At 57.5% G+C, this 18,613-nt stretch carries 22 protein-coding genes and 1 tRNA gene; all 23 read right to left on the bottom strand.

The features are described from left to right. Positions 1-2,115: an NADH-quinone oxidoreductase subunit L gene (gene nuoL / locus ACO079_RS02460; protein WP_421791512.1), complete on the bottom strand. Its 2,115-nt coding sequence runs from the start codon at positions 2,113-2,115 to the stop codon at positions 1-3. A 5-nt stretch (positions 2,116-2,120) separates the two neighbouring features. Beyond that, on the bottom strand, positions 2,121-2,429 hold the full coding sequence (gene nuoK / locus ACO079_RS02455) for an NADH-quinone oxidoreductase subunit NuoK (RefSeq protein ID WP_421791511.1): 309 nt from the start codon (positions 2,427-2,429) through the stop codon (positions 2,121-2,123). Next, complete coding sequence (locus tag ACO079_RS02450) at positions 2,429-3,040, bottom strand: NADH-quinone oxidoreductase subunit J (protein ID WP_421791510.1); 612 nt, start codon at positions 3,038-3,040, stop codon at positions 2,429-2,431. The genes nuoK and ACO079_RS02450 overlap by 1 nt, the downstream gene beginning before the upstream one ends. A gap of 30 nt (positions 3,041-3,070) precedes the next feature. After that, complete coding sequence (gene nuoI, locus ACO079_RS02445; RefSeq protein ID WP_421791509.1) at positions 3,071-3,559, bottom strand: NADH-quinone oxidoreductase subunit NuoI; 489 nt, start codon at positions 3,557-3,559, stop codon at positions 3,071-3,073. After that, positions 3,556-4,605 carry an NADH-quinone oxidoreductase subunit NuoH gene (gene nuoH, locus ACO079_RS02440; RefSeq protein WP_421791508.1) on the bottom strand — a complete coding sequence of 350 codons (1,050 nt, stop codon included), beginning with the start codon at positions 4,603-4,605 and terminating at the stop codon, positions 3,556-3,558. Before nuoH ends, nuoI begins: the two co-directional genes overlap by 4 nt. Further along, entirely contained in the window at positions 4,605-4,811 is a 207-nt protein-coding gene (locus tag ACO079_RS02435) for a hypothetical protein (protein ID WP_421791507.1), read from the bottom strand. Before ACO079_RS02435 ends, nuoH begins: the two co-directional genes overlap by 1 nt. A 5-nt stretch (positions 4,812-4,816) precedes the next feature. Further along, positions 4,817-6,907: an NADH-quinone oxidoreductase subunit NuoG gene (gene nuoG, locus ACO079_RS02430; protein ID WP_421791506.1), complete on the bottom strand. Its 2,091-nt coding sequence runs from the start codon at positions 6,905-6,907 to the stop codon at positions 4,817-4,819. Next, entirely contained in the window at positions 6,900-7,112 is a 213-nt protein-coding gene (locus tag ACO079_RS02425) for a hypothetical protein (RefSeq protein ID WP_421791505.1), read from the bottom strand. The genes nuoG and ACO079_RS02425 overlap by 8 nt, the downstream gene beginning before the upstream one ends. Before the next feature lie 9 nt (positions 7,113-7,121). Then, positions 7,122-8,432, bottom strand: a complete 1,311-nt coding sequence (gene nuoF / locus ACO079_RS02420; protein ID WP_421791504.1) for an NADH-quinone oxidoreductase subunit NuoF — start codon at positions 8,430-8,432, stop codon at positions 7,122-7,124. Next, positions 8,432-9,409, bottom strand: coding sequence for an NADH-quinone oxidoreductase subunit NuoE (nuoE, locus tag ACO079_RS02415; RefSeq protein WP_421791503.1), 978 nt, complete (start codon positions 9,407-9,409; stop codon positions 8,432-8,434). Before nuoE ends, nuoF begins: the two co-directional genes overlap by 1 nt. After that, a complete protein-coding gene (locus ACO079_RS02410) occupies positions 9,406-9,789 on the bottom strand; it encodes a nuclear transport factor 2 family protein (RefSeq protein WP_421791502.1) in 384 nt (127 codons plus the stop codon). The genes nuoE and ACO079_RS02410 overlap by 4 nt, the downstream gene beginning before the upstream one ends. Continuing rightward, complete coding sequence (locus tag ACO079_RS02405) at positions 9,789-10,247, bottom strand: hypothetical protein (protein ID WP_421791501.1); 459 nt, start codon at positions 10,245-10,247, stop codon at positions 9,789-9,791. Before ACO079_RS02405 ends, ACO079_RS02410 begins: the two co-directional genes overlap by 1 nt. Beyond that, positions 10,247-10,663 (bottom strand): nuclear transport factor 2 family protein, encoded by a 417-nt coding sequence (locus ACO079_RS02400; protein ID WP_421791500.1) that lies wholly within the window; start codon positions 10,661-10,663, stop codon positions 10,247-10,249. Before ACO079_RS02400 ends, ACO079_RS02405 begins: the two co-directional genes overlap by 1 nt. Further along, complete coding sequence (locus ACO079_RS02395) at positions 10,660-11,874, bottom strand: NADH-quinone oxidoreductase subunit D (RefSeq protein ID WP_421791499.1); 1,215 nt, start codon at positions 11,872-11,874, stop codon at positions 10,660-10,662. Before ACO079_RS02395 ends, ACO079_RS02400 begins: the two co-directional genes overlap by 4 nt. Continuing rightward, positions 11,871-12,479, bottom strand: coding sequence for an NADH-quinone oxidoreductase subunit C (locus ACO079_RS02390; protein WP_421791498.1), 609 nt, complete (start codon positions 12,477-12,479; stop codon positions 11,871-11,873). Before ACO079_RS02390 ends, ACO079_RS02395 begins: the two co-directional genes overlap by 4 nt. Next, positions 12,476-13,042: a NuoB/complex I 20 kDa subunit family protein gene (locus ACO079_RS02385; RefSeq protein WP_421791497.1), complete on the bottom strand. Its 567-nt coding sequence runs from the start codon at positions 13,040-13,042 to the stop codon at positions 12,476-12,478. The genes ACO079_RS02390 and ACO079_RS02385 overlap by 4 nt, the downstream gene beginning before the upstream one ends. Positions 13,043-13,045: 3 nt before the next feature. Further along, positions 13,046-13,411, bottom strand: a complete 366-nt coding sequence (locus ACO079_RS02380; RefSeq protein WP_421791496.1) for an NADH-quinone oxidoreductase subunit A — start codon at positions 13,409-13,411, stop codon at positions 13,046-13,048. 198 nt (positions 13,412-13,609) lie between these two features. Next, the gene (locus ACO079_RS02375) at positions 13,610-14,680 is read right to left on the bottom strand and encodes an agmatine deiminase family protein (protein WP_421791495.1); all 1,071 of its coding nucleotides are present in this window, start codon (positions 14,678-14,680) and stop codon (positions 13,610-13,612) included. Positions 14,681-14,741: 61 nt separating this feature from the next. Next, a complete protein-coding gene (yghU, locus tag ACO079_RS02370; protein WP_421791494.1) occupies positions 14,742-15,611 on the bottom strand; it encodes a glutathione-dependent disulfide-bond oxidoreductase in 870 nt (289 codons plus the stop codon). Positions 15,612-15,718: 107 nt separating this feature from the next. Continuing rightward, positions 15,719-16,675: a zinc transporter ZntB gene (locus tag ACO079_RS02365; protein ID WP_421791493.1), complete on the bottom strand. Its 957-nt coding sequence runs from the start codon at positions 16,673-16,675 to the stop codon at positions 15,719-15,721. 1 nt (position 16,676) lies between these two features. Beyond that, on the bottom strand, positions 16,677-17,642 hold the full coding sequence (locus ACO079_RS02360) for a mechanosensitive ion channel family protein (RefSeq protein WP_421791492.1): 966 nt from the start codon (positions 17,640-17,642) through the stop codon (positions 16,677-16,679). 84 nt (positions 17,643-17,726) lie between these two features. Then, positions 17,727-18,392, bottom strand: coding sequence for an SDR family NAD(P)-dependent oxidoreductase (locus ACO079_RS02355; RefSeq protein ID WP_421791491.1), 666 nt, complete (start codon positions 18,390-18,392; stop codon positions 17,727-17,729). A gap of 105 nt (positions 18,393-18,497) precedes the next feature. After that, positions 18,498-18,574: transfer RNA gene (locus tag ACO079_RS02350), tRNA-Asp, on the bottom strand. Between the last annotated feature and the right edge of the window lie 39 nt (positions 18,575-18,613).

Here is an 18,613-nt window from a genome sequence, read left to right as displayed (position 1 = left end):
TTATTCGCCTCCCGTCCCGGTCATGGCCCAGATCGTCAGGGCTACCACACCGATCAGCATGACAAAGGCATAATGGTAGAGATATCCGGACTGGGCTTTGGACAATCTGCGGGCGGCTGCCATCGCAGAAGCCGCAAATCCGTTAGGCCCAAATCCATCGATGATCCGGCGATCACCGATCTTCCAAAACAAATCGCCCAAGCCAGCAGCCCCGCGCACAAAGATAAACTGGTAGATTTCGTCGAAATACCACTTGTTCAACAAGAAGCGGTGTAGCGGTCCATCGCGCGCCGCCAATCGTGCGCCAAATCCTTCAAAGCGGATGTAGAACACCCAAGCCAGGAAAAGCCCGATCATCGAGACCGTTATCGGTGCGAACAAGACCCAGATGGGCGGGTGATGGCCCTCATGATGTTCCTCGTCGCCATGTGCAGCGCTTGACATGCCATCAGCATCTTCGCTGTGAGATTCGCCGCTGTCTTCGGTGTAAGAGGACTCGTCTGCGCCATAACCATACCCGACTTCTGTTCCGTTCAGCCACGCCTCACGATATTCGGGGTAATTCCCTTCGGCATAGGGGCCGGCGGGCAAGCTTTCCTCCCAGAAGGTGAAAGCATGCTTGGCGACGAAATTGTCGCGGAAGGCCGCTCCGGCAAACACCGCACCAACGGCAAGCAGGATCAGCGGGATCATCATGACACGCGGGCTATCATGCGCATGGTCGAGGACGGATTTCTCGCCGCGATATTTGCCATGGAAGGTCATAAAGATGAGGCGCCAAGAATAGAAGCTGGTCAGGCCGGCCGCAAAGACGCCGATCCAGAAGGCCATCATGCCGAATGGCACGCCCTCTTCTCCCATCATGAAGGCTTCCTCGATGATCATGTCTTTCGAGAAGAAGCCGGCAAAGCCCCATCCGAGCAGCGGTATTCCAACCCCTGTCAGGGCGAGTGTGCCGATGATCATCAAAATCCAGGTGAAAGGCAGCGCTTTATAGGTGCCGCCCATCTTGCGCATGTCCTGCTCATCACTGAGGCCGTGGATCACCGAGCCGGCACCCAGGAAGAGCAACGCCTTGAAGAAGGCGTGCGTGAAGAGGTGGAACATCGCTGCGGAATAGAGCCCAAGGCCCGCCGCGAAGAACATGTAGCCCAGCTGCGAGCACGTCGAATAAGCGATGACGCGTTTGATGTCGTTTTGCGCCAGTCCGACAGTGGCGGCAAACAAGGCAGTTGTAGCCCCGATCACCGTAATAAACGCAGACGCCATCGGGGCGGCTTCGTAGATCGGGAATGCCCGGCAAACCAGAAACACGCCAGCCGTCACCATGGTCGCCGCATGGATAAGCGCCGAAACGGGTGTTGGCCCTTCCATCGCATCCGGCAACCAGGTGTGCAGGAAGAATTGCGCGGATTTGCCCATGGCACCAATGAACAACAGGAACGCCACCAGCTCGATCGCGTTGATATTCAGACCGAGGAAGTTCCAGGTCGTATCGGCCATGCCTTCAACATCATTGAAGACGCTGTCAAAGCTGATCGATCCGAAGATTGCGAACACCGCCATGATGCCAAGTGCGAAGCCGAAATCGCCAACGCGATTGACGACGAACGCTTTAATGGCGGCGTTGTTTGCGGACTTTTTCTTGTACCAGAACCCGATCAGCAGATAGGAGGCCAGCCCCACGCCTTCCCAGCCAAAGAAGAGCTGAAGGAAGTCGTCTGCCGTCACCAGCATCAACATGGCGAAGGTAAACAGCGACAGATAGGAGAAGAACCGCGCTTTATGCGGATCGTGGCTCATATAGCCCCAGGAATAGACGTGCACGAGCGAAGAGACGCTGGTCACCACGACCAGCATCACCGCCGACAATGGATCCAGGCGGATTGCCCAATTGGCCTCGAAAGAGCCAATGCTCATCCATGTCGCAAGCTGAATCGTGCGCGCATTATCCTGGAAGATAACGTCGTAAAACACCCACGCAGACAGGACAGCCGACAGGATCAATAGTCCGGTGGTGATCAACTGCGCCGCGCGGTCCCCGATAAAGCGCTGGAACAATCCGGCGATCAGGCACCCGACGAGCGGGCCAAAGACGATGATTAGCGGAGCCATCGGCGCTAGCCCTTCATCAGGTTGACGCCTTCAACCGAGATATCACCCCGGTTGCGGAAGAAGACGGTAAGAATGGCAAAACCGATCGCGGCCTCAGCAGCGGCGACGGTCAAAACGAACATGGCAAACACCTGACCGGCCAGGTCGCCCAGATAGGACGAAAACGCGATCAGGTTGATATTTACAGCCAGCAGAATGAGCTCCACCGACATCAGTAGAATGATGACGTTTTTCCGGTTCACGAAAATGCCGAAAACGCCGGTGGTGAAGAGTATACCGGCGACAGTGAGATAATGTGGGAGTCCGATTTCCATTAGTCGCCGAGCCCCTCTCCGGATTTGACATCCTTCATTGCAACCGCTGTCTTGCGGTCGCGGCCGACCTGTTCGGCAATATTCTGGCGTTTCACATGTGGTTTGTGCTGCAAGGTCAGAACAATCGCTCCGATCATCGCAACCAGCAGGATCAGGCCGGACGCCTGGAACAGGTAGGCATAATCATCATAAAGCAGCATGCCGAGTGCTTCGACATTCGATAGGTCTTCCGGCGTCGTGCTGGCGCTTTGCGGTGCAACCACGTTTGCTTCCGTCCACGCGCTACCGACCAAAATGAGCTCCGCAACGAGGATGACGGCCACCATTGCGCCGAGCGGCCAGTAGTTCAGAAAGCCTTCGCGCAGACGGGCGTAGTTCACATCCAGCATCATCACGACGAACAGGAAAAGAACCGCGACCGCGCCGACATAAACAACGACCAACAACATTGCGAGGAATTCCGCGCCTAGCAGAATGAAGAGCCCTGCAGATGAGAAGAAAGCGAGGATCAGCCACAGAACGGACCGTACCGGATCTCTCGCCGAGACGACGAAAAAGCCGGACAGTACTGTGACCGTCGCCAGCACATAGAAGGTGATTACCTGCAGCATTCGCCGCCCCGTCCCATTCTCTCTTTCGCCCTAGCGGTAGGGCGCATCCAGTTCCAGATTGCGCGCGATTTCGCGTTCCCAGCGATCGCCATTCGCGAGCAGTTTTTCCTTGTCATAATAGAGCTCTTCGCGGGTTTCCGCTGCGAACTCGAAATTCGGTCCCTCGACAATCGCATCCACCGGGCAGGCTTCTTCGCAGAAGCCGCAATAGATGCATTTGACCATGTCGATGTCATAGCGCGTGGTGCGGCGTGAACCGTCTTCGCGTGGTTCCGCCTCAATCGTGATGGCTTGCGCCGGGCAAATGGCTTCGCACAGCTTGCAGGCAATGCAGCGCTCCTCGCCATTGGCGTAACGGCGCAGTGCGTGCTGGCCGCGGAAACGCGGGCTCAGCGGGCCTTTTTCAAACGGATAATTCACGGTCGCCTTGGGCCGGAAGAAGTACTTCATCCCGAGCACAAAAGCGCCCCAGAAATCCATCAACAGCGCGCCGCGAACGGTTTGGGCAATCCGGCTCATGAGGCAGCTCCCGAATAGGCGACATACGCGCTGACAAGCACAACGGCAGCGAGCGAGGTCGGCAGGAAGATTTTCCAGCCCAGCCGCATCAGCTGGTCATAGCGATAACGTGGCACCAGCGCCTTCACCATGGCGAACATGAAGAAGCAAAGAACGATCTTGGCCGCAAACCAGAAGAAGGGCGGCAGGAAATCGAGGAATGGGAACGGCGCATGCCATCCGCCCAGGAAGAGGATGGTCGTGAGCGCACACATCAACACGATGGAGAGGTATTCGCCGATCATGAAGAGCAGGTAGGGCGTGGAGGAATACTCCACCTGATAACCCGCGACGAGTTCAGATTCGGCCTCCGGCAGGTCAAAGGGCGGCCGGTTGGTTTCAGCAAGAGCGGAAATGAAGAACACCACCAGCATCGGGATCATGACCAGGAAGAGCGGCACGGGCAGTGTATGGAACGCCAGAACATTCCAGTTCCAGAACCCGCCGGCCTGTTGTTCCACGATCGTGGTGAGGTTCATCGATCCGGCCAGCAACAGCACGGTGACGATGATGAAACCGATGGAGACTTCATAGGACACCATCTGAGCCGCAGAGCGTAGCGCGCCCAGGAAGGGATATTTCGAGTTGGACGCCCAACCGCCGATAATGATCCCGTAAACGCCAAGCGAAGAAACCGCGAAGATATACATGATGCCGACATTCAAGTCGGCGATCACCCAGCCGGGTGCCACAGGCACAACGGCCCAGGCCACGAAAGCCAGCACGAAGGTAATCAGCGGCGCGAGGATGAAGAGCGTCCGATCCGCACCCGCGGGCACGACAATTTCCTTCAAGACGAATTTCAGGAAGTCGGCAAAGGATTGCAGCAAGCCAAACGCGCCCACCACGTTGGGGCCTTTGCGCATCTGCACCGCGGCCCAGACCTTCCGGTCCATCAACAACAAGAAGGCCAGCGACAGAAGCAGCACGACCATGAAGGCGAGGATTTGCAGCAGAGCCATTCCTAGCCCGCCCCAAACGCCGAATTGTTCGATGAAATGACCCATTAGATGTCATCCCCCGCTTCGGATTCCCGGCTCGACGCCCATATAATTCCGGCGACAACACCCAGACCGGCACCGATCGATGGTCCGAAGACGACGCCCATCGGAACATCGCCGATTAGCGCACCAATCATCGCGCCAAATGCTGTGCCGAGGCCCGCGCCAACCGCGACGCCTAATCCGATTGCTAGGGGGAGCGATCTGGCCATATGCCCTACTCCGCCGCCTGCGCCTGTGGCGCTGATTTCAGTGCTGAACACTCCGCCATGGTATTCGAGGCCCGTGCGATTGCGTTCGTCAGATAAAAGTCAGTGATCACCGACTTGAAAGGTTCGGCGCCCATATCGCCCGCTTCGCCGATGGATGCCACATCAAATTCAGCAGAAGAGGCGTGACCCGGCGCGTGATCAATGCCGCCAAACACCGGATGATCTGCAATCAGCTTCTCGCGCAGCTCTTCAAGAGAGTTATATGGCAAGGTGTTGCTGAGGCGCTCGGACAAGGCGCGGAAAATCGCCCAATCTTCTTTGGCATCACCTTTCGGGAAGATCGCGCGATTATTGATCTGCACCCGGCCTTCCATATTGGCCCACATGCCCCGTTTTTCTGTATAGGCCGCCCCCGGCAGGATCAAATCCGCGCGATGCGCGCCGCGATCCCCATGGTGGCCAACGTAAATGACAATGGCATCGCCATAATCGGCTTCGATTTCGTCGGCACCCAACAGGACAACCGTGTCCATGCTGCCGGCTTGCATCTCGCCAGCGGTCTTGCCGCCCTCACCCGGCACAAAGCCAAGGTCGAGTGCTCCGACGCGGGAGGCCGCTGTGTGAAGCACGTTAAAGCCGTTCCAGCCGTCCTTGACCGCGCCCACCTTGGCCGCGAGTTCGCCCGCTGCGCGCAGCACTTGAGCGCCGTCTTCGCGAGCCAAAGCGCCCATGCCGACAATAATCATCGGATTTTCGGCGTCTTTGAGAGCTTTCGCGAAACCACCACGCTTGCCCGCCAGTCCGGCGAGGTCAGCAGGTCCGCTACCGACCTGCTCCACAGGATAGGTCAGATCGCCGATCTGACCGATAGAGCCAACCTGAACATCCCGCTCCAGCCAGGCCCGGCGGATGCGGGCATTCAACACGGGTGATTCCAGACGTGGATCAGACCCGATCAAAAGGATCGCATCGGCTTCATCAATGCCGGCAATCGTGGAATTGAAGAGCCAGCTTTCACGAGGGCCGTCGCCCAGCTTTTCGCCGGCCTGACGGCTATCGAGCGACGTCACGCCAAGCGCATCAAACAGATCCTTGGCGGCTTTCAGTTCTTCAATGGAATTGAGGTCGCCAGAGATAACGCCAATCTTCGACGCATCGCCGGAGAGCTTCTCAGCCGCAAGGCCAAGCGCTTCATCCCAGGAGACGGCGGACAGTTTGCCGTTTTTCTTGGCATAGGGCTTATCCAGACGCTGGCGGGAGAGACCATCCCAGACAAAGCGCGTCTTGTCGGAAATCCATTCCTCGTTCAGCTCGTCATTGACGCGCGGCATGATCCGCAAAACGCCCGGACCGCGGCTGTCGACGCGAATCCACGCGCCCATCGCGTCCATCACATCGATGGTTTCGGTCTTCTTCAGCTCCCATGGGCGGGCATTGAAGGCATAGGGCTTTGAGGTCAGCGCGCCAACCGGGCACAAGTCAATGACATTGCCGGATAATTCGGACTGGATATTGCTTTCCAGATAGGTGGTGATTTCGGCATCTTCACCGCGATTGAGCATGCCGATTTCCGGTGATCCGCCGACTTCAGTGACGAAACGCACACAGCGCGTACACTGGATGCAGCGGGTCATGATGGTTTTGACCAGCGGCCCCATTTCCTTGTCTTCTACGGCGCGCTTGTTTTCTTCATAGCGCGTGCCGGAACGGCCATAGGCCATGGCCTGATCCTGCAAATCACACTCGCCGCCCTGATCACAGATCGGGCAATCGAGCGGGTGATTTATCAGAAGAAACTCCATTACTCCTTCGCGCGCCTTCTTCACCATGGGTGAAGCGGTGTTCATCGCGGGCGGTTCACCATTCGGTCCGCCGCGCATGTCGCTTACCTGCATGGCGCAAGACGCTGCCGGTTTGGGCGCGCCAACGAGTTCGACCAGGCACATGCGGCAATTGCCAGCGACCGACAGGCGCTCGTGATAGCAGAAACGCGGGATTTCCTTGCCCGCCGTTTCGGCTGCCTGCAGCAGCGTGTAATGCGCCGGGACGTCGATTTCCTCGCCGTCGATGATGATGGTGCGGAGATTATCAGACATTTGCTGTACCGGTTTTCTTCAGAGCGGGCCAGTCGATAAAGGCGAGGACCCAAAGCAATATTAGGTTTACCAGCGGTATAAGCGCCAGCAGACCTAGCGCACCCGGCAATCCGGTCCGCGAAATTATCCGCCAGCAGGGAAACACGATGGTCGCGGCGTAGAGCACCAACACAACGATGAAGATGCCTTCAAATGATGACCCCATAACCGCCCCCTACTCCGCGGCCATCGCCGAAACGGCGATCGGTTTGCCTGAACGGTAAGCGTTGATGCGCTCTTCGATTTCCGGACGGAAATGACGGATCAGGCCTTGAACCGGCCATGCGGCGGCATCACCAAGCGCGCAGATCGTATGACCTTCCACCTGGCCGGCGACATCGAGCAGCTTGTCGATCTCATCGGTCGAGCTTTCGCCGCGCGCCATGCGCTCCAGCACGCGCCACATCCAGCCCGTACCCTCGCGGCACGGGGTACACTGGCCGCAGCTTTCATGCTTGTAGAAATAGGAAATGCGGGCGATCGCCTTGATGATGTCGGTGGACTTGTCCATTACGATCACAGCCGCGGTGCCGAGGCCGGACTTTTCCGCCACCAGCGCGTCAAAATCCATCAACACGTCGTCACATGTCGAGGCGGGAATACACGGAACGGAAGAGCCGCCCGGGATCACCGCTTTCAGGTTCTCCCAACCCCCACGAACACCGCCCGCGTGAGTTTCGATCAGTGTTTTCAGTGGGATCGACATGGTCTCTTCGATATTGCACGGCTTGTTCACATGGCCAGAAATCGAGAAAACTTTCGTGCCGGTGTTGCGCTCGCGGCCAAAGCTGGCGAACCATTCCGCGCCACGGCGGATAATGGTCGGCGCCACGGCGATCGACTCCACATTGTTTACCGTGGTCGGGCAGCCATAGAGCCCGGCATTGGCCGGAAATGGCGGTTTTAGCCGTGGTTGCCCCTTCTTGCCTTCCAGGCTTTCCAGAAGCGCGGTTTCCTCGCCGCAGATATAAGCGCCTGCGCCATGGTGGACGTAGCAATCAAAGTCCCAGCCATGCACGTTGTTCTCGCCGATCAGCTTGGCCTCATAGGCCTCCTTGATGGCTTTTTCGAGCGCCAGGCGTTCATCCACATATTCGCCGCGAATATAGATGTAACAGGCATGCGCACGCATCGCGAAAGACGCCACCAGGCAGCCTTCAATAAGTAGGTGCGGATCATTGCGCATGATCTCGCGGTCCTTACAGGTGCCCGGCTCGGATTCATCGGCATTTACAACCAGATAATGCGGCCGTGCGCCGACTTCCTTGGGCATGAAGGACCATTTCAGACCGGTCGGGAAACCCGCTCCGCCCCGGCCGCGCAGGCCGGAGGCTTTAACCTGATCAATGACCCAGTCCTGGCCCATGTCGATCATGTCTTTTGTGGCATTCCACGCGCCGCGTTTTCTCGCCGCGCCCAGACCCGGATCCTCGCGCCCAAACAGATTGAGGAAGATACGGTCCTTATCTTCGAGCAGCTTTACCATCAGGCCGCTCCTCCCAGTTTCTTGGCTTGTTCAATCCAGCCATCACGTTCGATCCGGCCCTTGAACTTCAAACGATCATCGACCCAGGCGATCTCGTCCGCGGTCCAGCTGGCGATCTGATGAAAGTGAAACACGCCCAGCTCATGCAGCAAGCCTTCCAGCTTCGGACCTACGCCGCTGATCTGTTTAAGATCATCCGGCTTACCTTCGGCTTTCTTGAGCAATTTCGGGGCTTTGCCCTCGGCAGGGGCCGCCGCTTTGACGGCTTTCGCTGGCGTCGGCTTGGTTGTTTTGGCCGGGACTGGCTTCTTACCCGTATCATTCGCCGCATTCGGCAGTTTGATTGGCTTGGCCAACGAGCCGTCATAGAGCGACTTGTCGGTCAGAGCGATGGACCCGCCTTCAGCTTCTGAACAGGAGCGCCCCGTTTGCGAGCCCGGCTTGGGCGATTTGCCAGTGGCCAGGTCATCGAGAATGGCGGCCATGCTTTCGCCGGTTAGGTCTTCGAAATAATGATCCGACGTGGCGTTGGAAATCTGGACCATGGGCGCATTCGCGCAAGCGCCCAGGCATTCCACTTCCATCCAGGAGAATTTACCGTCCGCCGAGACCGTCCCCTTGGGACCAATCTTGTCGAGGCAGGCTTTCTTGATGTCGTCTGCCCCGCGCAGCCAACACGGCGTGGTGCCGCAGACCTGAATCAGGTGCTCACCGGCGGGTTCCAGATTGAACATGGTGTAGAAGGTGGCCACCTCCATCACCCGGATTTTCGGCATGCCCAGACGATCCGCGATCGCCCGCATGGCCGGTTCGGACACCCAGCCATCCTGCTTTTGCGCAATCCACAGCATCGGGATCACGGCGGACGCCTTTTTGACGTCCGGATACTTGTTCAACCAGAACTTTATCTCTTTTTCACTTTCTTTTGAAAACGAAAAGCTTTCTGGCTGTTCCAATGAGAGTTTGCGAGCGCTCATGAGCTCGGCTCCTCTTTGATAAAATCAACGCGCGAAATCAGACCTTCGCGCACGGTATATATCACCACAAGATCAATCGGATCGCTTTTGCCCGGACCTTCCAGCCAGACACGCTCGTGATCAATGACGCGCGCGCCGATCACGGCACGATGCACCGCAATCGCATGAAGGCCTTCGGACTTGAAACGCTCGACATAGCGCGCCCGGAACGCATCCCGACCTTGCAGCGTCAGCACACCTGGATGGTCGTAAACCTCGACATCCTCGGCAAAGCACGCCGCGAACGCATCCAGATCACGCGCATTATACGCCGCCAGCTGACGCTCTGCGGCCATGGCCGGGCTGTTGACCTGTTCAGCGATTGCAGCGGCGGCTAACATCAGTTCGACTCCCCTTCGGGATCGACGTAGCTCGCTTCGATCAAATTGTCCGAGACGACATACCAGTCGCGGGCACCCTGTGCCTCGCACCATTGCGTGCCGGCTTCAATCGCCGCACGAACCGATGACAGGGTGCCATCGTGCTGGAGCCGCTCGCGCCCATGCATGCCGCCATATGACGTTAAATCAAGCGCGCCGCCCTCACCCTCGGCGCGGAAGTTATACTCCTGCACCTCAGCGAAGACGCGATTTTCGAGATCGCCCGGCTCATAGGCGGACACCGTGCAGCCCATGCAAAGGACCTGCGCATCATCGCCCGAACACCGGATTACCCCAACCGAAGCATACGGGATCGCGCCCGCCGTTTCCTGAATCTGGGTGTGTAACGGCCCGGTATCGAGCTGCGAGCAACTTGCCAGCACAAGCGCGGCCATGGGTATGACGAAACGCGCGCGCATCAGTTTCCGCCACCCGTCTGAATCACATGCATGGTCTGGATAAGGCTGTCATCGACCGTATAGATCGCGACAAGCTGGACGCAGGGCTGGTCCAACCCGTTGAGGCACAGCAATTCGTCATCAATCACGCGATTGCCGATGACAGTCCGATGCAGGATTTCCGCGACCAGATTCGGGCGCTCTTCGAACCTTCGTCCCCAGATGTCGGCAACGGCCGCACGGCCTTCAACCAGCACATCGCCATCCAGAGACAGAAAGACGACATCTTCCGCCATGGTGGCGAGAAAACCTTCAAGATCATGCGCATTATGTGCGTCGATCGCAGCCGCCACTGTGCGCTCCGCCATATCCCGCGGATTGGCATCATCGCCGTCTTGCGCGGCGAACAGGGTCAAGGCTGCGAGAAGCTCGATCACCGGTCGATTTCTCCAAACACAATATCGAGCGAACCAAGAATGGCCGACACATCGGCCAGCATGTGGCCGCGATTGATGTGATCCATCGCCGCCAGATGGGCAAAGCCCGGCGCGCGGATTTTCACGCGATACGGCTTGTTGGTGCCATCAGCGACCAGATAAACACCAAACTCGCCCTTGGGCGCTTCAACGGCGGCATAGACCTCGCCTGCCGGCACGTGCACGCCTTCGGTATAAAGCTTGAAGTGATGGATCAGCGCTTCCATCGATTGCTTCATCTCACCGCGCCGCGGCGGCGCGAACTTGGTATCGGTCGGGAGGACTTCGCCTGCATTTTCAGCACGCGATAACCATTCCACGCACTGCTTCATGATTTTGACCGACTCTTTCATCTCCTCGATACGGATGAGGTAACGGTCCCAGCAATCGCCATTCTTGCCGATCGGAATATCAAATTCCAATTCGTCATAGACTTCATAGGGCTGCGCGCGGCGCAGATCCCAGGCCATGCCCGAGCCCCGCACCATGACGCCGGAAAAGCCCCATTCCAGCGCCTCTTCCCTGGACACCACGCCGATATCGACATTGCGCTGCTTGAAGATGCGATTTTCGGTCAAAAGCTGGTCAATTTCGTCGAGCGCTTTGGGGAAGCTTTCGCACCATTCGCCAATGTCCTCGATAAGCTCTGGCGGCAGGTCCTGATGCACGCCGCCCGGACGGAAATAATGAGCATGCATGCGCGAGCCTGAAGCCCGCTCATAGAACACCATCAGCTTTTCGCGTTCTTCAAAGCCCCAGAGCGGCGGGGTCAGCGCGCCCACGTCCAGCGCCTGTGTGGTGACGTTCAAAAGGTGCGACAGGATGCGGCCGATCTCGCAATAGAGCACACGGACGTAAGAGCCGCGCTTGGGCACCGGAATGCACGCCAGGCGCTCGGCCGCCAGGCAGAAGGCGTGCTCCTGGTTCATCGGCGCGACGTAATCGAGACGATCAAAATACCCGATGCCTTGAAGGTAGGTTTTATGCTCGAGCAGCTTTTCAGTGCCGCGGTGCAGCAGGCCGATATGTGGATCGACGCGTTCGACCACCTCGCCATCCAGTTCCAACACAAGGCGCAACACGCCGTGCGCCGCCGGGTGCTGTGGGCCGAAATTGATGGTGAATTTGCGGTCGTCCAGCTGTTCAAGATCTTCGGGCTTGATCGCGCTCATGACTTGCCCTCCGACTTTTCATCGCCCGGCAGGACGTATTTCGCGCCCTCCCAGGGAGAGAGGAAGTCAAAGTCTCTATATTCCTGAACCAGCTCCACCGGCTCGTAGACGACACGCTTTTCTTCCTCGTCCCAACGGACTTCGGAATACCCTGTCAGCGGGAAGTCCTTGCGCAGCGGATATCCGGAAAAACCGTAATCCGTCAGAATACGGCGCAGATCCGGATGATTTTCAAACGCAATGCCATACATGTCGAAGGCTTCGCGCTCGAACCAGTTGGCAACCGGGAAAAGCTCGGAAATAGACGCGACGGGCGTCTCTTCGTCGGTTGACAGCTTTACCCGGATACGGTGGTTCAAATGCATGGACAGCAAGTGATAGACCACCTCGAAGCGCTCTGACCGGCCCGGATAGTCAACGCCGCAAATATCAATCAGCGTCGTAAAGCGGCAGGTTCGGTCATCGCGCAAGGTGCGGATCACTTCTTCGATCTGATCGCGATGAACCGTCAGCGCCAGCTCACCATGCGCGACTTCCCAGCTGCGCACGGCAGACTCCAGCCGCGCTTCAATATGCGCACCGAGTTCGTTTAATCGCTGGCTCATCGCTCGATCGATCCTTCCCGGCGGATTTTCTTTTGCAGCTGGAGAATGCCGTAAACCAGCGCTTCGGCGGTCGGCGGGCATCCGGGAACGTAGACATCCACCGGCACAATGCGGTCGCAGCCGCGCACCACCGCATAGGAATAGTGGTAATATCCGCCGCCATTGGCGCACGACCCCATCGAGATCACATAGCGCGGCTCGGGCATCTGGTCGTAAACTTTGCGGAGCGCCGGGGCCATTTTATTGGTGAGCGTGCCGGCGACGATCATCACATCCGACTGGCGCGGCGAGGCGCGCGGCGCAAATCCAAACCGTTCAACGTCGTAGCGAGGCATAGACGCTTGCATCATTTCCACAGCACAGCAGGCCAGACCAAAGGTCATCCACATCAGCGATCCGGTACGCGCCCAGGTAATCAAATCGTCTGACGCAGCGACGATAAAGCCCTTGTCGGCCAGCGCGTCAGACACGCCATCAAAGAAGGGATCGTGTTTTTTCGGGTCGTAATTCGGGGTCGCGGCGCGGCCAGCAGACCCGGCGGGAATTATCGTATTGTCAGCCATGATCTACTCCCACTCCAGGGCGCCTTTTTTCCACTCGTAAATGAAGCCGATGGTCAAAACCCCGAGGAAGACCATCATCGACCAGAAGGCGAACAGACCGGTCTCGCCGAGCGTCACCGCCCAGGGAAAGAGGAACGCCACCTCCAGATCAAAAATGATGAACAGGATGGCGACCAGATAAAAGCGGATGTCGAACTTCATCCGCGCATCATCAAATGCCTCAAAGCCGCACTCATATGTCGAGACTTTTTCCGGATCCGGCTTCGCGGGCGCCAGTATGTGGGCTGCGAGGATAAATCCGATACCCATGGCTGCGGCAATGCCGAAAAAGATCAGGATGGGAAGGTATTCGAGCAGAAGCTCATTCATGATGCGATGCCCCGATCAACTCTTGTGCTGGAATCAGCCCTCGCAGAGTAGCGAAATCGGGCCGTGTGATTAACCCCTGCACGGTTGCGGCGGAAGCTAGAATGAGCCGGTTTTGCCCGCAAGGCGAAATGGCGGCATTTTCTGCGTCAAATGGCCCCGTAAGTGTTTGAAAAATCATTAGTTGCGAATAGTTCGCAACTAATCCTCGGCAAAGCCATGTTCCCGGCGGAGGTAGCCAGCTATTCGTTCGGCATTTTCGCCGCGCATTTGCCACGACATACAACGCACACCTCCGCCCATGTAACAAACGCCGGACGATTGTACGGGAACAACCTCCCGGTCGGTCAGCCTACTTACCTGTTCAAGAACGATTTGATCTTCCTGAATTCCGAATTGCGGCAAATAGATCCGGTGCGGAGTGACCAAGGCGTTCGTATAGAGCCCGCAAGCAGAACCGAAGCGCTCATCATAGATATCGCTGGGATCATAGGGCGTTGGCACTTCATGGATGACCACGTCCGGCAAACCCGCCTGCAGATCAGCGCGAAGCGCTGCTGCGTAATCCGGATCCTCCGGATAGGAATTGATGATCACCGTATTGGGGCCAATGAAGGACACAACGCCATCGGCGTGCTCCAACCCGCCTTGCTCATCAGCTTCAATGAAGGCGATACCCGCTGCGCCTGTGATCGCCCCGATGGCCTCCCGCGCCTCGGTTTCGGTCAGACCATTATCTCGCAGAAATTTCCGGCTGATGACGACGGCGCCGGCATAATCGTCCACAAAATTACCGCCATCGTTCAGAAGATCGGTTTCGGCCAGCGGCAAGCCTGCCGCTTCAACCAGGGACCACAGCCCGTCCTGAACAGCATCGGCGTCCAGCTGTCCGCGAACGCCGCCACCCTGCCCTGCAGCGGTGTACCTGAAAAATACCGGGTTGGCCGCATTCGAGGTTCCAAAGTCGCGTGCCCAGATATCTTCAACGGGATAGATCGCTACATGTGCCGAGCCCAAGGCATCGGCGAATGCGACTGCTCCCGCTTCATCGCTGAGAATGATGACGTCATCACCTGCGGAGATAATCCGGCGGCCAAACTCACTCTGGAACGCGATGATGTCGTCATAAACCTCGGCGTAGTAGGGATCGCCGTATTGAGGAGCCGCCAGGATGATGAGTTCTGGATCAGCCGGCATGCTGTCGGTTTCCTGACTTTGCGAGCAAGCGGAGATCAAGACGGCCATAAAAAACGCCAGCATCCATCGCCACATGAAAAACCTCCCGCCAGAGTGACTGACGGGAGGTTAGCATGTTTGCGAGCCTTGCAAGGGCTTATTTGGCGGCGTCCAGCTTGTCCTGGGTGCGGGTTTCAAAATCTGCCGCGCTGTGGCGGTTGCGAAGCTGGGACGACAATTCACCCCAGGACCGGTTGACCATGCGGCCGCGCTTGACCGCGGGTCGTGCAGAGATCTCATCGGTCCAGCGGATCACATTTTTGTAGTCGTCAACTGACAGGAACTCGCCAGCCTCATAAAGCAGGCCCTTCGCCAGCGCGCCATACCAGGGCTGGATCGCCATATCCGCAATCGTGTACTCCTCACCTGCGATAAAACGGCGTGTGGCCAGGGTTTTGTCAAGAACATCGAGCTGGCGTTTCACTTCCATGGAATAGCGATCAATCGGGTATTGGAATTTTACCGGCGCATAAGCGTAGAAATGACCAAAGCCACCCCCGAGAATGGGCGCAGACCCCATTTGCCAGAACAACCAGTTGAAGACTTCTGTGCGTTTGTCGGTATCGTTGGGCAGGAAAGCGCCGAACTTTTCAGCGAGATAAACCAGAATGGAACCGGATTCGAATACGCGGCGAACGGGTTTTACCGAGTGATCCGCAAGGGCCGGGATTTTGGAATTGGGATTGATCTCAACAAAACCAGAAGAAAACTGATCGCCTTCGCTGATATCAATCAGCCAGGCGTCGTATTCGGCATCAGAAATGCCTTTCTCCAAAAGCTCCTCGAGCATGATGGTCACTTTCACGCCGTTGGGAGTCGCCAGCGAATAAAGCTGCAGCGGGTTCTCACCGACCGGCAATTCCTTGTTATGCGTGGCGCCGGAGATCGGGCGATTAATGTTGGCGAATTTACCGCCATTGCCCTTTTCCCACTTCCAGACCTTCGGCGGTGTATAGTTATCGGCCATCTTCAGCCCCTTATCTTTCAGCCCCGCACTTTGCGGTGTTGAGGCGCATATAGGCGCTCAATGTGAAGATTGAACCGGCCTGCGCGTCACGACACCGTGATGCTGCCCTAGAACCACTTCTTGGCGCGAAAATACCACGTCAGCCCCAAGCCAATCGCAACACATAACGCGCAGACGATATAGAAGGCCCAGGCGAAGTTGGCCCCCGGCATGCCGCCTACATTGATCCCCAAAAGTCCGGTCAGGAAACCAAGCGGCAGGAAGATCGCGGCAACGACCGACAACACCATCATATTGGTGTTCATTTCTTCGGCGCGCTTATCGACCAGCTGATCATTCAGGATGCCACAGCGTTCCCGGACCGCATCGAGCTCCTCCACCAAACGGGTCACCTGTTCGGAGGTCTCCCGAAGCCGCAGCTGAATTTTGCGGTCAAACAGGCCGAACCCGTCGCTGGCGAGCCGGTAGAGTACATCACGTTGCGGCGCGACATAGCGGCGCAAAGCGATCACTGTGCGGCGGATATCCGCCAGGGCGCTTCGTAGACCTGCCGCACGATCCACACTTTCTTCTTCCAGCGCATCGATGCGATCGCTGAGCTCGGCAACGACCGGGTCCATGCGCTCGGTAAGCCCGTTCGCCAGACGCGTAATGAATTCTCCGGGCGACCGGGGTGGGTGTCCAGATTCGATCTGTTCGCGGATAGCGGTGATGGCCATCAATTTGCGAAGCCGCGTTGAAATGATCAGACGTTCGCTAACCCAGAGCCGAACCGAGACCATGTCTTCCGGATCGCTTTCCGGGTTCAGATTCACGCCGCGCAGAATGATGATGCTGCCATTGTCCATCGGGCTAAGCGACGGTCTTGTGTCCTGACGCGTCAATGACGTTGCGGTTACGGCGTCAACGCGCTGTTCAATCCAGTCGCGCAAACCTGTGGAATTCAAGTCAAAATGCAGCCAGCGATAGGCCGCGCTGTCAGGAATGGGGGCATTGATGTCTTCAACCGCCGCGGCACTCCCTTCTGTATCAATATCGAAGGCGTAGATGGGCAATAGGCTCATTTTATTGCTCATCGCCGGACGGCACCTGGATCATGTGCACATCGCGCTGCGGGAACGGGATGGTAATACCGTTTTCCCGGAAGGCATCATCGATAGCAAACATCACCTCACTCTGCGGCTCCAACCGGCCCGCCGTGACGTCGTCGACCCAGAACAACAACATGAAATCAATCGAGCTCTCACCGAATGTCGTGAGGACGCACATCGGTTTCGGGTCCGCAATAGCCATCGGATGATTGCTGGCAGCTTCCAGCATCAATTCTTTGGCCTTGTGAAGATCGCTGCCATAGGCAACGCCGACGTCAATTTTTATACGCCCCTTATTGTTGGACAGCGTCCAGTTCACCACACGCCCGGTGATCATGTCTTCATTGGGCACCAGAATTTCGCGACCATCGAACGTCTCCAGCAGAATATATCGCGCGCTCGATTTCCGGACGAAGCCTGCCGTGCCATCCGAGAGCTCGATTAAATCGCCCTCTTCGATCGAATTCTCTGCGAGCAATATCAGCCCGCTGACAAAGTTTGAGGCAATCTTTTGAAGTCCAAATCCCAGCCCGATGCCAAGCGCGCCACTGAAAATCGTGAGCGCCGTCAAATCGACCCCGGCGATTTCCAACCCGATCAGGAAGGCCAGGATGTAAAGGACGATCCGGATGACATTCGAGATCAGCGTGCGCGTGCTGGAACGGATCTTCTCCATCTTGCGCAAGCGCCGATCAAAATACCCGGCAATGATGCCGACAATCCAGAACACGGTCGCCAAGGCGATGATGCCGGTCGCGACATCATAAGCGCTAATCCGGCTGCCGCCGAGCGTGAAGGCGAAACTGTCCTGATCGAGTATCGCCTCAACGGCCGCAAACCGGCCGGTGACGATCGCGATGAGAATGCCCAGCAGAATGAGGAAAACACCCCATTTCCACTGGCTGAGCAGCCATTTTAGCGCTTCTCCCATCGCTTTCATTTACGCCTCCTGGCGCGGAATCAGTCCGAACCCGGAAAGCCTAGAGGAATTAGGGATATGCCGCGAGGAAAAGCGCTTATTGCCCTACCACGCAATCGCGCGGCGGTCCTGAAAGAAGCCGCCCGTTGGCCCGTTCTCCGGAAGGGTTGCAAGCCAGATGGCCGTGTCTGCTCCTTCCTCGGGAGATTTGGACGCCGCCGAACCGCCCATGCGGGTGCGGACCCAGCCGGGACACATGGAATTGACCTTGACACTATCTGGCATGTCGCGGGCAACAGATACCGTCAGTCCATTTAATGCCGCCTTGGCCAACCCGTAAGGACCCGGCCCATTCAATCCGGAAGCGAACGAACCCCATTGGGAGGAAACATTGACGATCCGGCCATAGCCGCGCGTCACCATGCCAGGAGCCACGCGCCGGATCAGCTCATATGGGCCCTTCAGCATCACCGCGATAGCGTCATCAAAGGCGGCCGGATTTTCCAGGACCGGATCATGCGATAGCACACCAGCATTGTTCACAAGCACATCAATCGGACCGGTCTGTTTCAGCGCAGATTCAATGCTCTGAGTATCGCTGACATCGAGCTGGATCGCGTTTGCGCCGATCTCTGCAGCGGCTGCTTCCGCATCGGATAAACGGCGCGCGGCAACCAAAACAGTCAAGCCTTTGGCCTTCAAGCCGCGCGCGATTTCAAACCCAATGCCGCGATTGGCGCCGGTTACGAGGGCGGTTCTTGCGTTCGTCATTCGGGAATCCTTCTGTTGCCGGGCAGATAGGATGCACGAAGGCCAATTGTTAGACCCGGAAATGAAAAAGCCGCCCTGACGGACGGCTTGTTTCGAACAAGGAAATGGCGCGAGTGACGGGACTCGAACCCGCGGCCTCCGGCGTGACAGGCCGGCGCTCTAACCAACTGAGCTACACCCGCTTGGGCCATTCCTTCCCTTGCGGGAGGCCGCGACGTTTA

The organism is Hyphobacterium sp., assembly GCF_965228115.1.
Classification (GTDB): Bacteria; Pseudomonadota; Alphaproteobacteria; order Caulobacterales; family Maricaulaceae; genus Hyphobacterium.
The sequence above is the reverse complement of the archived record's forward strand: the minus strand, read 5'-3'. Positions and strand labels throughout refer to the sequence as shown.